Origin of the sequence: Echinicola pacifica DSM 19836 (assembly GCF_000373245.1) — a bacterium.
Taxonomy (GTDB): Bacteria; Bacteroidota; Bacteroidia; order Cytophagales; family Cyclobacteriaceae; genus Echinicola; species Echinicola pacifica.
Genome location: NZ_KB890739.1, coordinates 819,967 through 835,626, shown reverse-complemented (window position 1 = coordinate 835,626; position 15,660 = coordinate 819,967). Strand labels below are relative to the sequence as shown.

Sequence of the window (15,660 nt, the reverse complement as noted above, 5' to 3'; positions counted from 1 at the left end):
GCCATGAATGCTCTTTTGGGTCGAGGAGCAAGTCAGGCACCTGGCGTACTAGGCTTTTTATCTGGCATTATTTCCTCGTCAAGCTTAGCGGCTGACACCCGGCTCAATCCTCAGCTGAAGATCGGTATTGTCCTTAGGCCATTGGAGAATCAGCAACTGTTGACGTACCTCGTCCCAGATATAGTCAGATGCATCGCTGCTGGATTCATTTTTTTGCACCTCCAAGCCTGCATTATGGATGGGATTATACACCAGGATAATTTCCTCACCGATATGCACCGAAAAGCCATCCGGATAATGCCTATTGGCGCCTACAAACAACCTGGAAACCCCTTTTTTATTATCAGAATGGAGGTTTACGGTAAGGGTTCGGGTGGCAAAATCAAATTTAAAGGATTGCAAATCGCCGGCGATAGCCTGCGGAAATGGTCTAGCAATGATGTCAGTGATGTATTTGCGCTCCACCGTCCCTATTCCATTGGGGTCGCTGAAGATGGCCCAGGTGGAAGGGCCCCCAGGCAGGAAGTTTTGCATCTTACGGTTGCCGGAAAACCACGCTTTTATCGAACCCACCCCTAAGCTATCGAATAGGTGGACGGTATGGATATAGAAATCCATAAAATCACGCTGCTCAGCCGCGGAGGAATCGGTGGTTTGGAAGGTAGGAAATCCCCATTCGCCCACCATGATGGGGCCATCTTGCAGGGCAGCTTCTTTGGTAAATCGCAGCATGGTCGGTCTTATCCATTTCTTGTCATTTTGGTATATATGCGGGGTAAATACCACGTTCTTTCGCCCTATCGCAGCGGTAATTTCTGCATATTGATTATGATTGATAGCATCCCCCTTATTCATAAATATCGACTGAGTATATAAGGTCTTATCCGGGTTTATCTTTTGGGACTCATCAATTATTTTTCGATATATTGGCACCAAATAATCGTTCGTTAGGTCCTGATAGGAGATATCCATATCTTTTTTTCGCGGCTCATTGATCAGGTCATAGCCTTCCACTTCCTGGTGATTTTTGTACCTTTCCCAGATGGGCTTCCATGCCGCCATATAAATATCCTGCTCACCCTTCTCATTTTTATAGAAATCTTCCCATTCGAACTTTGTCACGCCATATACGGTCATCTTAAACACCGTTTTCATGCCCTGCTCCTTGCCCATTTTTACCAGGCTGTCCAATTTCAATAAATAATCAGGATCCAGCTTACTGCCTGGAAAGGTACTGAGCTTTCCCAGTTCAAGCCGAATCACTTGGTAATTGGCCCCCATACGCACCATCCGCAAATAGTCCGAAGAAGTATAAAACAGTTCTCCCAAAGCGTCATTGGTATTGACCACAAAGCCTCGAGGAATAACCTGCCTGCCCTCTTCATCTCTAAATTCACTGTTTAGCTGAGCATAAGCCTGCAGGTTTAACAATAAAATCACTGCAGCAATAATCCATGTTTTCATAACTTCTTATTTATTTTGGGATTTAGAAAAAGAATAAAATCCTTCCAGCTAGCTACTTTTTACCTAGCTGTAAAATCTTATTCATCTGTCACAAAGAAGCCATTTATCCTATTTCCATCCGTCCAAAAAGCAGGTGTTATCGTATAAAAACCTCATCCATATGATGGATGAGGCCTTATTATTCTCCGTAGGAGCAAAGAATAATAGATAGAGTTATATGAGCACTTAACTGGGGCGATTCGTGATATAGGGGTGAAGGAAGTGAAACTAAAAAATAAGGTTAAATTAATAGCTGAAAAGAATCTTCCAAAGCACCCGCTACAAGAGCATTTGTTTGCCTAAAATACTAGACTATCTGATTTGAGATTTTGCAGGTAGTGCTAGCTTCACCCAAAAAAAGGAGGGGATTACCCCTCACTAATCATTTCCACCAAGGTCCGCTTTCTAAGTTCGCCCTTCAGCATGAGGTCTATTTTTCCTTGCAACTGATCCAGATTAATTTGGTCGAAGGTGTCCATCAAAGTATCTGGTTTCCATTCATTAGCCAGCTTTTCCCAGACGATCTTTCTTAATTTCATCGGGAAGTTTTGGGAATCTATCCCTATCAAGGAAATCCCTCTGAGTATAAATGGAAATACGGTAAGGTCTAACTTCGGGGAGGCGACATTTCCGCAGCAGGTAATCGCTCCCATTGGCTGGGTGCTTTTGATGATATTCTGAAGGATCAGTCCCCCCACGGTATCGATTCCACCTGCATAGGAAGGCTTTAGCAAAGGCTTAGCGTCCAGATTTTCAAAATCCTGCCTAAGGATTATCTCCCGGGCTCCAAGCCGCTTGAGGTAATCTTCCTCCGAGGCTTTGCCGGTGATGGCCAGCACTTCATATCCCAGCTTACTCAAAATGGAAACACTCAGCGATCCGACTCCGCCGGTAGCCCCAGACACGATAACTTTGCCATCCTCTGGTTTCAGCAATTTGCTGAGCTGCCACACGGACATTCCGGCGGTCAATCCCGCGGTGCCATAGATCATGGCCTCCTGCATAGACATGTTTTTGGGAAGCTTGAGGGCCCAGTCTGCTGGCACGCGAATATACTCCCCAAAGCCACCATTGGTATTCATTCCCAGATCATAACTGGTAACGATCACTGAATCTCCCACTGCAAATTCTGCACTCGGAGATTCCACCACCGTCCCCACGGCGTCGATGCCAGGCGTATGGGGATACTTTCGGGTGACGCCTTTATTGCCGGAGGCAGAAAGTGCATCCTTATAATTGAGAGAACTATAATGAACCCTGATTAATAAGCCCTCGCCAGCAAGGGATTCCATGGGCATAGTTTGGATAGAACTAGCAAATTTGCCGCTTATTTCCTCTACTCTAAAAGCCTTAAAAGTTGAATTATTGGTTTCCATAATCGTTGGTTTTTTCTTTATATTTAACCCAATATCCTTATAATTGTTTGGGGACACAATAGCTTACAAATACTCCCCTTACGCACATTTCTTTCCAAATTGGCCTATTTCGTCCTACAGAATGAAAAAAAAATGAAAAAAAGTTACTGCCCCATAGACACATTTATCAATGCCATCAAGGGTAAGCGGAAAGGCACGATTATCCTCCATTTATTTCAGGGTGAGAAGCGCTACAGCGAATTCCAAAAACTCCTTCCAGACATCAGCGACCGCATGCTAAGTCACCAGCTCAAGGAGCTGGAAGCAGACGGATTGATCAGCCGCGAAGTGTTTCCCGAAGTCCCCCCAAAAGTCATCTATAGTCTCACCGAACTAGGCAAAACCATCCACCCCACCCTTAAAGGAATGTACAAATCCGGCATCCTCTTCGAAAACAACTTAGGTGATCTGGAGGAGTAAAATGAGGGGGGAAATTGGTTTATTTTTTAGAATTCAATACGATCGCCTTTTGCTATCCCAAGAGAGCAAAGCCACAGGATTTATTTAATCCTAAGCCTTTTCAAAAAATACATGGGAATACCTCCGTCAATGTAAAGAAGCAATCTATAATTATAGTATCTACTGGTTATTGGTCTGATCTGTCCTATAGCATCAATGCAGCTCCATAGGCCGAGCCGAGGGGGAAATCGGAAAATTCTAATTCATAGTCTTCCAAATAATGTCCCAGCAGGTCCATGAATACCTCGTTGTGCACAAATCCTCCATCTACGAAGACCTTGCGGATATCTGAGCTGCCTTGGGCTGCCTTAAGCGAGCTTACTTGTAATAAGGTCAGACCCCAAATCAGATGATGATAAGCCTCATCATAGGTTTCAAATTCCTCTGGTTTCCACTCATTATTTCCAAAAAGCGCTTTAACCATCGGTGTGGCGGCGATATGTCTGGGAAAGAAGGTGGAACTCACTTTGCCGGACTTGATACGGTTTAGAATGCTGGTATTTGCAGGAATGGTTTTATAATACTTGTCCGCCTTTCCAAAATGCTGGTTGATACGGTCGATCTGGTAGTTGAATTCATAGCCCATAAAGAAGCGAGAGGCCTTCACGGTGTGGCCATCTATGCTGAGAAAATTCAGGCTGTCGTTCTCCAATTCTTCCTGGCTCAGGCTGTCCTTGGTGAAGGGGTTCAGAGAGATGCTCCAGGTGCCGGTAGATATCAGCAGAAAAGGCTCTTTGATTCGCAGGAGGTAGGAGGCGAGGGCAGAGGAACTGTCGTGAATTCCCACGCCGATATTCACAGCTTGACCGCAGAGCTCACTTTGCAGCACACTGCTGGTCGAGACTATCCTTGGTAATACATGGGCTATCCCTTCCTGATGCACCCACTCGTGGTAATCCTGCTTCTCAAAATCCCACAATCGGGTATGACACCCGATGGAGGTGGGCTCACTGACGGCCTTGCCTGTAAAGAGATAGGTCAAATACTGTGGAAAGTGCAGGGATCGATGGATTTTTGCAAATACTTCCGGCTTGGTTTTTTTCAACCAATACAATTGCATTCCCGAATTGAGCATTCCTAAGGACGGAGAAGCAGTTTCCTGATTATTGATGGCCTCAGGATAGGATGAATAAAATTCATCTATGATCTCCTGAGGGATCACCTTGAGGTAATTATATAATGGGGTAAGGGGCTTTCCCTCCTTGTCGATATGTACAAAAGAAGCTCCGTAGGTGGAGAAATTCACTCCTTTGAGCTCATATTCCGGTGATTGGCAGATCTGATCGACGGTGGACTGGATCCACTGCGTCAATAAGGAAAGGTCATCGCATTCGAATCCATCTTCATCAACGCTCAGCGGAATGGTGGTATATTCCTGCTTTAGCTCCTTCAGCTGTTCGTCGAAGAGGAAGAATTTCTTATTGGTCTTTCCTATATCAAATATGGCAATTACCGGTAATGGCATCATGGTACTGGGTTAACAAATATCTGGCGAATCAGCCCGCTTTTCATCATGTTCAATAAAATCATTATACCGAAGGCACAAAGAAACTGATTGCCAGATATTTTGTATTAAATAAAGATAAACTTACTATGCACTAAAGGCCTGTGGAGATGGTTTTGGCTCCACGAAGGCTGATCAGTTCTTTTCTAATATTCAATCTTCTATAGGCTCCGACCGGATCCAGCGCCCCATTGGACTGGAGTCTAGCCTCTGCCAAAAGTGGTCTCACATCCGTTCGGTAGGCATTCTGAAGAATCTCCTGAGCCAGAGAGGGGTCGTTATTCTCCCGCGCCTCTTCCAGGGCCGCACGATCCACCAGAAGCGCCTGGGCATAGGCCAGTTTTATGGCTTCCAATGACTGCAGCAAATCCTCCATAGGATCTTTAAGGTTATGGCTGGCATCGATCATCCAAGCCGGATAGGGATTGGTAGAAGTAGGGTCTTCCATTCCATCGACTAGCTCATTGAAAATCAGAAACAATTGGTAGGGCTTCAAAGCACCCACCGTGAGGTCATCATCTCCATATTTGGAATCGTTGAAGTGAAATCCTCCCAGCTTGCCCACCATCATCAAGGTCGCCACGATCTGCTCGATATTCGTATTGGGAAGATGGTGTCCCAGGTCCACCAGGCTGTAGGCTTTATCCCCCAGCTTATCCGCCAACATATGGGAAGATCCCCAATCCTGGATCACCGTGGAGTAGAAATTAGGTTCATAAGGTTTGTATTCCACAAATAGCTTCCAGTCAGCAGGTAGTCCTGCATAAATCTCCTGAAGGGAGGACAAGGTCCTTTGAAAGGCCCTTTTGAAGTTCAGCTGGCCAGGAAAGGAAGATCCATCTGCCAGCCATACAGTAAGCGACTTGGAGCCTAAGGCATCACCATATTTGATTACCTCGAGATTATGATCAATGGCCTGCTGCCGCACGGCCTTGTCCACATGACATAATGAGCCAAACTTATACGAGTGCTCCTGATCAGCCTGATCCTGAAAAGTATTAGAATTGACTGCGTCAAAAGCAAGCCCATAGGAATCTGCCAATGCTTTTACGGCTTGTACATCTCCAGGGATATCCCATGGAATATGCAAGGAGATGGCACCTGCCGACTGACTCAGCTGATGGAGCAAACCTACATCGCCAATCTTATCCTCCAGCGTCCCCGGCTCACCACCTGTGGAAAATCTCCCAAATCGAGTGCCACCAGTCCCAAGGGCCCAGCTAGGAATCGCCACCTGGAAGGCCTGAAGCTTCTTGATCACTTCATTGGCATCCAGTCCTTTTTTTGCAAGAACCTTCGACAAGTGACCAAAACTCTCCCGATGGTCCGGGAGAGCCTGATCATTTATTTGTATTAATTGTTGTTTATCTATTCGCATAATTATCTCACAAAAGCCGCCGCAACGCCGCCATCCACATTAAGTATATTTCCGGTACTCTTGCTCAAGTCACCGCCTACAAAGGCAAATACCCCGTTTGCAATATCCTTGGTTCCGATGATTTCATTCAGGATTGTTCGCTTAGCATAGAATGCAGGAAGCTCTTCCACGGCGATACCATAAGCTTTGGCACGTCCTTTGGCCCATTCGCCTTCCCAGATTTTGCTTCCTTCGATCACGGCATCAGGGTTTACCACGTTTACACGGATCTTGTCCTTACCGAGCTCAGCAGCGAGTAATCTACTCATATGCACCTGAGCGGCCTTGGCTGTACCATATCCGATATTATTTGGTCCAGAAACCAGAGCGTTTTTGCTTGCTATATTGATTATATCTCCACCAAGTCCCTGCTCACGAAGGATCTCCACTCCTGCTTTGGACATGGCAAACTGGCCTTTGACTAGGATATCCTGAAGCAAGTCCCAATCGGCAGCTGAAGTCTGCTCGATAGGTTTAGAGATCGCTAGCCCAGCGCAGTTGATAAGGATATCCACTCCACCAAACTTCAGTACAGCAGCTTTATAAGCACTGATGATATCATCACCTTTGGTGACATCCATCAATACTCCTCCTCCTACATCGCCGGAATAAGTCGCAACGGCCTCATCCAATCGGTCCTGATTAATGTCTGTGATGAACACACAGGCTCCCTCACTCGCCAGCTTGTCAGCGATGGCCTTGCCGATCCCGCCAGCACCACCAGTTACCAAGGCGATTTTTCTGGACAAGGGTTGCTCTTTTGGCATTCTTTGAAGCTTCGCTTCTTCTAATAACCAATATTCAATATCAAAAGCCTCCTGAAGTGGCAGAGCTACATACTCTGATACCGCTTCAGCACCACGCATTACATTGATAGCATTGATATAAAATTCACTCGCTACTCGGGCCGTTTGCTTGTTTTTGGCATAGCTAAACATCCCCACACCTGGCCATAGGATGATCACTGGATTGGAATCACGCATGGCAGGGCTATTGTCCCGCTTATGGTCATTGTAATAGTCAGTGTAATAGGCTCTATAAGCCTCGAAGTCCTTTTCTAGCTTCGCTTTTATCTCTTCTTTATTGCTAAGGTCGATGTCCGCAGGGAAATCAAGTACCAAAGGTCTAATCTTCGTTCTCAGGAAGTGATCTGGACAGCTAGTCCCTAGAGGAGCAAGTTTCTCCAAATCATGGCTATTGGCAAACTGTAGTACGCGCTCATCATCGGTGAAGTGACCGACCATTCTATTGGATGACGAAGCCAGGCCTCTAAGCACAGGAGCAAGAAGTGCTGCCTGATCTTTTCTGTCTGCCGGAGCTAAAGGCTCCAATTTCTGACCGCCAAAAACCGGGCGGGATTGGCCATAATTATCTTCCAGATATTGAGAAGCCCTATCGATTACCTCCAGGCTATTGACATAGCATTCGAAAGCAGTATCTCCCCAGGTAAATAGTCCATGACCACCGAGCATGATGCCACGGATTCCAGGATTATCGGCAAGGGCTTTTTCCAATTGCAAGGCAAGGTCAAAACCTGGCTTTTGCCATGGCACCCAAGCGATCTGTCCCTCAAAAAGCTCCTGAGTGATCTGCTCACCGTCCTTTGCTGCTGCTATCGCAATCGCCGCATCAGGGTGAAGATGATCGATATGCTTAAACGGAAGGAAAGCATGCAATGGTGTATCTATAGAAGGGGCCTTGGAGTCAAGATCATAGATGCAGTGATTAAAAAGTCCCACCATCTCATCCTCAAACTCAAGTCCTCTATACACGTTCTTTAACGCATGAAGCTTCTCCAGATATAAGCCGGCAAGCCCACTTTTCTTCAAGGTTCCTATGTCTCCACCAGAACCCTTTACCCACATCACCTCAGTTTCCTGCTTGGTCAGTGGATCCACTTCTGTGGTCTTGCAGCTGGTGTTTCCACCACCATAATTGGTGATCCTTAAGTCAGATCCCAGAATATTGGACCTGTAGATCAAAAGGGCAACTTCATCCCCTGCTAACTCCTGGGCTTTCTGCTCATCCCATAGATAATTGACATGCTTAAATGTGCGTTCTGCTGTATTCATTATAATTGATGTTTTATGGTTTCAGATTAAATAACTTGACCAAATTTATCATGAACACGATACAAATGTATCCTGTTTCGTTAGGGGTCTAAAAGTGATTTTTAGGAAAATTCAATCCCCATCAATAACATATTCATAGGGTTCGCTAGGGAAAAAAATGCCTTTAAAGGTTTTATAGGCTGTTTTTGGGCTATCCCACTGGTACAAATATTATTTCTTTAATCACTCCCTAAAAAAGGTCTGTTTTTTTTTCGGATCAATAGATATTCCTATTACACCTTCACCCCACCCTAATTAACTATCTAAAAATGAAAACCTTAGGATTAAATCTTAATGGAGTAAAAAAACAAATACGTTCAAAATAATAGAATAGCTAAAATCAAGACTGGTCTCCTCAAGGCATGGAAAAGCATCCTGAGCCCAAAGATCTGAATTTACCTTCCTCAGCCTCTTAGCCTAGCCATATATCAACCTCAGCGTCTAAGATGGAGCTATAAAAGGATACTCAGCCACGACATTATACTTCTATAATGACAGCATAGCACGGCTTTGCCGAAGGGTTATTTAATAAAAAAAATTCTTCCTCACTTGATTCAATAAGTCAGGACAAAGCCATTTCCTCAATAAATCAAAGTTTATTATTGACCTAAAAATAACCTTCCTTCAAAACCTACCAAAGACAAATTCTGGTACCTGAACCGGTCAAAAAAATGTCCTGTCCCAAAAACAAATAAACTTCATCTGCCTCTAAAAAGGAGCTTATAGTGAATAGCAATAATCACCCACGTTCATTACAGTGCAAAGAAGTGTCTAGGAGGCATATGAAATGGCAGCCCAACTTTTTACGCTAGATGAAAGACTTCATTTAGATCGGTGGATACAGGACTGTTATCAGCATTAGTAGCCATCAGCTCTCCCATATGGCTCCACCATTTTTGGCATACCTCAGTAGAAGCAATTGCACTCCATTTAGCCTCCGACTCGATCTCTGCATAGGCAAATAAATAATTGGTTTCCTCATCATGAAAGATACTATAATTGTGGACCCCATGTTCTATCAGGACGGACTGGAGCTCATCCCAAATAGGATTATGCCGCTGGGTATATTCTGCTAATTTCCCATCATGAATTTTCATTTTAAAAGCCTTTCTGATCATTCTTACTTTAGTTTATTATTTAATAATCTATTGCTACTTATCAGCCCTCCAAGCTTGCCAAGGCAAATATGAAATCGGGACATTTGATTATCACTGCACAAAAAGGCCCTGCCCTTCACTCCTAAAGAGTTTTCTTAAGGAATAAAATGGCCGATTTCCTATGGATGTTGAGCATCCTATAATTTCTATTGCGCAGGAATAATTAAAATCCTTCACCCCGGCTTAGTCATCCGTAAGGCCGAGCTGAAGGATCTACTATTATGGTTCCAATTGTAGGAGTTTGAGCCTTTTATTTAGCTTTTCCGCTGAAGGTATAGGTTCCTGGCTGCACGAGCAAAAGGAATCCTTGCCCGGATTTCACCATGCTTATATTGGCATTATCATTCAGGCTTTTACCATGTTCAAGGACCTCCGTCGTGTACTGGGCAGGGATATGAACCTCAGCACTGGTATTGGGCGGAATGGTTGTAGTCAGATGAAACTCATTTCCGTTGATCTCCCACGAGCTTGTCACTTTCCCATAAGGCGTATCCAGGGAGGCCTCTGCTGAGCTAAGCGGTGCCTGGGGATAAGGGGCAATTTTGATCTTCTTATATCCAGCTTCCATTGGTGAGATGCCGGCGATACGCTCATACATCCATTGGCCCACGGCCCCATAGGCATAGTGGTTTAGGCTGTTCATCTGCTGAGGATTGAAGCCCTCTTCTTTGCTATAGCTATTCCATCTTTCCCAAATGGTGGTCGCTCCCTGATTGATGGAGTAAAACCAGGAGGGGTAGGTCTCATTAAATAGCAGCTGATACATAAGGTCTTCCATGCCAATATTTCCCAGTACCTCGGACAAGAGTGGCGTGCCCAAAAAGCCAGTGCCCAGGTGATTATCGGCTGCTTCGATCTCCTGGATCAAAAACTGCTCAGACTTCTGCTTCTTGGATGCTGGCAATAAGTCAAAGGCCAAGGCTAAGAGATAGGAAGTCTGCGTAGAAGCGACTTCTTTCAATTGGCCATTTTCATCAAAAAACTTGCTATCAAAAGCTTGCGACACCTTTTTATACAATTCCTGATACTTCTTATGGTCTTCAGTCTTGCCTAGCACCTCCGCCGCTTGTGCCGTAAGTTTGGCAGAATAAGCAAAAAAGGCGGTCCCGATCAGATCATGGGAAGTGTCCCCTTTAGTTTCTCCATTTTTTGGGAATGGCTGCAGCCAATCTGCAAAGGAATTCATATGAGAAATATAACCCTCCGAAGTGGACTCATGATAGACCAGCCACTTTTTCATCATCTCATAGTTCTCCTCCAAAATCCGCTTGTCTCCCGTATAAAAGTACAGCTTCCACGGAATAATAGTACAGGCATCTCCCCAGCCGGAGCTTACCATCTGATTGTTCACGATATCAGGCACCACAAATGGTATCCCGCCATTGTCAAACTGCTCCTCTCTAACACTTTGAAGCCAGTTTGCCCAGAAGGAATAGACATCAGCATTGAATAAGGAGGTGGGGCCAAAAACCTGCGCATCTCCTGTCCAGCCTAAGCGCTCATCACGCTGCGGGCAGTCGGTGGGTACGTCAAAGAAATTGCCTCTAAGTCCCCATACAATATTACTCTGTAGCTGGTTTAGCTTGTCGTGGGAAGAGCTGAAGGTTCCATTTCCTTCAAAACCTGAGTACTGTACCAGTCCAGAAACCCAATCAGCATCCGGCTCCTTACTGGCATCATAACCCGATAGCTCCACATAGCGGAAGCCATGGAATGTAAACTTCGGAGACCAGTCAATCAGCCCCTCCTCGCTAGCGATATAATAGTCGGTGGAAAGAGCGGAGCGGTAATTATCAGTATAAAAACCACCATCTGGCGAGAGCATCTCCGAAAAACGAATGGTCAGGGTGTCCCCCTTCTTTACAGGGGCTTTAATCAATGGCACCCCTACCATATTCTGCGCCAAATCGAAAATCGTCCCCGTCTCCGAGGGCATAATTCCCTTGGTGGCTAAAGTTTGATGGGATTTGACAGTATAATGCCTTTTGGGCTCCAGCTTTACCTTAGGATCCAGGTCCTCGGTATTTACAGCCTGCCACTGCTGATCATCAAAATCGTTCTTTGTCCAGTTAGGAAGTTCAAAATTAGCATCATAAGTCTCTCCATCATAAATTTCGGAAATACGAATAGGCCCATTGGTGGTACCTTTCCAGCTTTGATCCGACACGATCGTTTCTTTGGTTCCGTCTTTATGGGTAATTTCTAATTGGCATAAGATTTTTGGAGATACTTTATCGGACCACTGGGGTCTGGAATAACCTATTCTACCAGAGTGCCAGCCTTCCGCCAATTCCACGCCGATGGTATTTTGACCTTGGGAAATCAGTTCTGTCACCTCATAGGTAATGGTCTCAATTCGTGTATCATAAGGAGTCCATCCTGGAGGCATCACGTCATCGCTTACATTTTTACCATTAATCCATACATCGAAAACCCCCTTTGCGGTGATGTATAAGCGTGCCGAGGCGATATCCGTATCCGTCTCAAAGGACTTCCTGAGGTACTGCGGGCGGTGAATCAGGGTGTTTTTACTTCCCATCAACTTTTCCTCAGCTGTAGGAAGGCCCACCCACTTCGCGTTCCAGTCGGCGTTTTCGAGGAGTCCTAGTTCGAAGCTATTGACCTCACTCCATGCCGAGGCGCTCTCTGCCTGATCCCAATAGCGAACCTGCCAATAGACCTTCTGCCGAGAGCTCAAGGCTGATCCATTATAATCTACCCATGCAGATTGGCTGCCGGATTGCTTATCAGAATTCCACAAATCAGCCTCTTCCGGCAATAAGTCCGGGCTGGAGGCCGCCACAATTTGATAGGCGGATTGGCGCTTCACCTCATCTTCTACCGGAAGTTTCCACGAAAAGGTAGGCTTAGCATCATAAAATCCAATAGGATTCTTAAAACCTTCTGACACTTCCAAATCGAAGGGTTTGTCGACCTGGCTTTCCTTCGCACAGCCTAGACAAAGGGCTGCAATTAGGAGAAGGCTGAGTGGGAAATAATGTTTTAATACGTTCATTTATGGGTTTAATTTAAACTTGATTGAAATCTATAAGTTCCAGCGGGCACCCTTAAGGTAAAAGCCTGCTTCTCGGTATTTACCAGCTTCACTTCTGGGTTTTCTTCCAGCGCTCTGCCGTCCACAGTGAGTGGTTTCCCGGTATTTGCCGGGAGGATGACCATGGCGCTGGTATTCGGCGGCACGGTGATTTCCAGATGGAATGCCGATCCTTTATGTTCCCATGAGGAGGCTACTTTGCCGTAAGGCGTATCCAAAGTGGCGGCGGCAGCACTGAGTTTTTCATGAGGCATAGGAGCTATCCTGATGGACTTATAGCCCGGCGCTGCCAATTGGATCCCCGCTATCCGCTCATACATCCACTCGCCTATGGCCCCATAAGCATAGTGATTGAGGCTATTCATACTTTCACTGTTATAGCCCTCCGTTTTGCTATAGCTATTCCAGCGCTCCCACATGGTCGTGGCGCCTTGATTGATGGAGTAAAACCATGAAGGATAACTTTCCTGGAATAATATTCTGTACATCAAATCGATCTCCCCAAGCTCATCCAATACCTTAAAGAGTAATGGAGTCCCCAGGAAGCCCGTGCGAAGGTGATCATCTGCCTCGTGTATTTTGGCTAATAAATGAGTGATGGCCTTAGGTTTTTTCTCCTCAGAAAGCAAATCAAATTCTATGGCCAACAAATAGCCTGTCTGGGTGCCCTGCCCCTCTTTAATCGATCCATCTTCCTCAAAAAACTCCTGCTCAAAAGCATTTGAAACGGTTTTATATAAGTCTTCGTACTTTTGCTGATCTTCTGTCTTCTCCAGGATGCCGGCGATTCTAGAGGTGAGATGGGCTGCATGAGCAAAATAGGCGGTGTTGATCAGGCGGGCGGGGGTATCCCCTTTTTTATTTTCATTGGCTGGAAATGGCTGCAGCCAGTCTGCAAAAGAAAACATGGTGGAAATATAATTTTCTGAAACGGACTCATGATAAGCGATCCATTTTTTCATCATATCATAGTTTTCTGCTAAGATCGCCTTATCTCCTGTTCGCATATAGATATCCCAAGGGATGATGACGCCAGCATCTCCCCATCCAGAACTGGCATTATTATTCTGCAATACATCGGGAATAATAAAAGGAATCAATCCATTCTCATGCTCAGACTGCGTCTCCCTCAGGCTCTGTAGCCAGGCTGCCCAAAATGCATGCATATCAAAATTAAAAATAGAAGTCGGAGCAATCACCTGCGCATCGCCCGTCCATCCCAATCGCTCATCACGCTGCGGACAATCCGTGGGAATGTCAAAGAAATTGCTTCGTAAACCCCAGATTATATTGCTCTGCAGCTGGTTTAACTTCTCATTGGATGAGGTAAAAGTCCCCTGCTGCTCAATATCAGAGTATTGCACCAGCCCGGTCAACCAATTTTTACGAGGTTTTCGGGAGGGATCGAAGCCAGTAAGCTCAATATATCTATAGCCATGGAAGGTGAATTTTGGGGACCACTGCACATTCTTGTCCTCTGCGGCGATATATAGGTCAGTGGATAGTGCCGACCGGTAATTGTCCGTATAAAATGAGCCATCGGGGGCGAGCATCTCAGAAAACCTAATTCTGAGCGTATCTCCCTTTCTCATGGGCACATCGATCAAAGGCACACCCACCATATTTTGTCCAAAGTCAAAGATGGCTGCCGTATCATTTTCAGCGACTATTTCTGCCACTGGAACCTCCAGTTTCTGCTTTACCGCCGTATGCCTTTTGGGCTCTAGCAGTACCTCATCATCCAGTTCTTCTACCTCCACCCGAGCCCAGGAAGCATCATCAAAATCATTGGCCATCCAGTTAGGGATTTCATAATTGGCATCATATACCTCCCCGTCATATATCCCCGCCAGACGGATGGGACCAGCGGTGCTGCCTTTCCAATTTTGATCAGAGAGGATCACTTTTTGGCTGCCGTCCTCCAAGGTGATTTCCAGTTGGCATAGTAATTTTGGAGAGGCAAAATTATCATAGATAGCGGTCCCCCTGCTGATCCTTCCAGAGTGCCAGCCTGAAGCTAGCTCCACCGCCAGGGTGTTTTTGCCAGAAGATAGCTGGTCGGTCACATCATAGGTGAGGGTTTCTATGCGCTTATTGTAAGGGGTCCATCCTGGCGGCATCACATCATCGCTGACGTCTTCTCCATTCAGATGCACGTCAAATATTCCCTTGGCGGTAATATATAGCCGTGCGGATCTCACATTAGAAGGAAGGTCAAATTGATTCCTCAGGTACTGAGGCCTGTGCATCAGGAAATTTCCCACGCCCTTTATACTGTCCTTAGCCGTGGGAAGTCCTACCCACCTGGCCTGCCAGTCTTTATTGGATAAGAGCCCCAGCTCAAAGTTATTTATCTCAGACCACTGAGATTCCTTCCCCTCCTGACTCCAATAGCGTACCTGCCAATATACTTTCTGCCGCGAGCTTAGTTTCCCGCCGCCATAGTTCACCCAAGTGGATTGATCCGTTGCCTGCTTTTCTGAATCCCAGATATCGGCCTCTTCCGGTAATAGCTCAGGCGAACTGGCCATCACAATCTGATAGGCGGACTGGCTTTTCAGGGTGTTGGTTTGAGGTAATTTCCATGAAAATGTGGGGGCAGCATCATAAAAACCCAGTGGGTTTTTGAAGCCCTCAGACAGCACCAATGACTCCGGCGCACGCTCCAACCTATCCCCGCATGAGAGAAGAATCAGAAAGGACAAAAATCCCATCAGTACTATTATCAGGTAGTGCTTATTCATGAGGATGAGCTTGGTTATTGTTTTTGGGTATTGATTTAATAGTATTTTGACCTGTTGATGCCAGAAAGCCAACTTCGCTTAGGCTAAATAAATGATTGGCCGGCAGTCGATTATTCTTCAACAAAATATCTCCTCAATCAGGAATCCAACCGCCTGACTCCTCACTTCTAGTGATAAGCAGTGCATAAAGCCCCTGATCAATTAGTAGCTTTTCAATAGGGACATTTCGAAAATCACTTCCTTTTCTGCCCTTTTTATCTTTAGTGCGGCCTCATGGCTTTGGTCTAACTAGGAT

The 15,660-nt window shown here is 45.6% G+C and carries 9 protein-coding genes; 1 reads left to right on the top strand and 8 read right to left on the bottom strand.

Annotated features, from left to right (window positions below; translation table 11 throughout):
• Positions 1 to 84 precede the first annotated feature (84 nt).
• On the bottom strand, positions 85 to 1,464 hold the full coding sequence (locus B050_RS0108010) for a cellulase family glycosylhydrolase (RefSeq protein ID WP_018473391.1): 1,380 nt from the start codon (positions 1,462 to 1,464) through the stop codon (positions 85 to 87).
• Positions 1,465 to 1,871: 407 nt separating this feature from the next.
• The gene (locus B050_RS0108005; protein ID WP_018473390.1) at positions 1,872 to 2,879 is read right to left on the bottom strand and encodes a YhdH/YhfP family quinone oxidoreductase; all 1,008 of its coding nucleotides are present in this window, start codon (positions 2,877 to 2,879) and stop codon (positions 1,872 to 1,874) included.
• Between the two features lie 132 nt (positions 2,880 to 3,011).
• Here B050_RS0108005 and B050_RS0108000 point away from each other — a divergent pair, with 132 nt between their 5' ends.
• Positions 3,012 to 3,338 carry a winged helix-turn-helix transcriptional regulator gene (locus B050_RS0108000; RefSeq protein ID WP_026235734.1) on the top strand — a complete coding sequence of 109 codons (327 nt, stop codon included), beginning with the start codon at positions 3,012 to 3,014 and terminating at the stop codon, positions 3,336 to 3,338.
• 184 nt (positions 3,339 to 3,522) lie between these two features.
• On the opposite strand, the gene B050_RS0107995 is transcribed toward B050_RS0108000, so the two are convergent.
• From B050_RS0107995 to B050_RS0107970, 6 genes are all read right to left on the bottom strand, one after another.
• Positions 3,523 to 4,845 carry an FGGY-family carbohydrate kinase gene (locus tag B050_RS0107995; protein ID WP_018473388.1) on the bottom strand — a complete coding sequence of 441 codons (1,323 nt, stop codon included), beginning with the start codon at positions 4,843 to 4,845 and terminating at the stop codon, positions 3,523 to 3,525.
• 130 nt (positions 4,846 to 4,975) lie between these two features.
• Entirely contained in the window at positions 4,976 to 6,259 is a 1,284-nt protein-coding gene (locus B050_RS0107990; protein WP_026235733.1) for a TIM barrel protein, read from the bottom strand.
• Between the two features lie 2 nt (positions 6,260 to 6,261).
• Complete coding sequence (locus B050_RS0107985; RefSeq protein ID WP_018473386.1) at positions 6,262 to 8,370, bottom strand: bifunctional rhamnulose-1-phosphate aldolase/short-chain dehydrogenase; 2,109 nt, start codon at positions 8,368 to 8,370, stop codon at positions 6,262 to 6,264.
• An 842-nt stretch (positions 8,371 to 9,212) separates the two neighbouring features.
• A complete protein-coding gene (gene rhaM / locus B050_RS0107980) occupies positions 9,213 to 9,527 on the bottom strand; it encodes an L-rhamnose mutarotase (RefSeq protein WP_018473385.1) in 315 nt (104 codons plus the stop codon).
• Between the two features lie 289 nt (positions 9,528 to 9,816).
• A complete protein-coding gene (locus tag B050_RS0107975; protein ID WP_018473384.1) occupies positions 9,817 to 12,582 on the bottom strand; it encodes a family 78 glycoside hydrolase catalytic domain in 2,766 nt (921 codons plus the stop codon).
• A gap of 8 nt (positions 12,583 to 12,590) precedes the next feature.
• Positions 12,591 to 15,365, bottom strand: coding sequence for an alpha-L-rhamnosidase (locus B050_RS0107970; protein ID WP_044202093.1), 2,775 nt, complete (start codon positions 15,363 to 15,365; stop codon positions 12,591 to 12,593).
• Positions 15,366 to 15,660 lie beyond the last annotated feature (295 nt).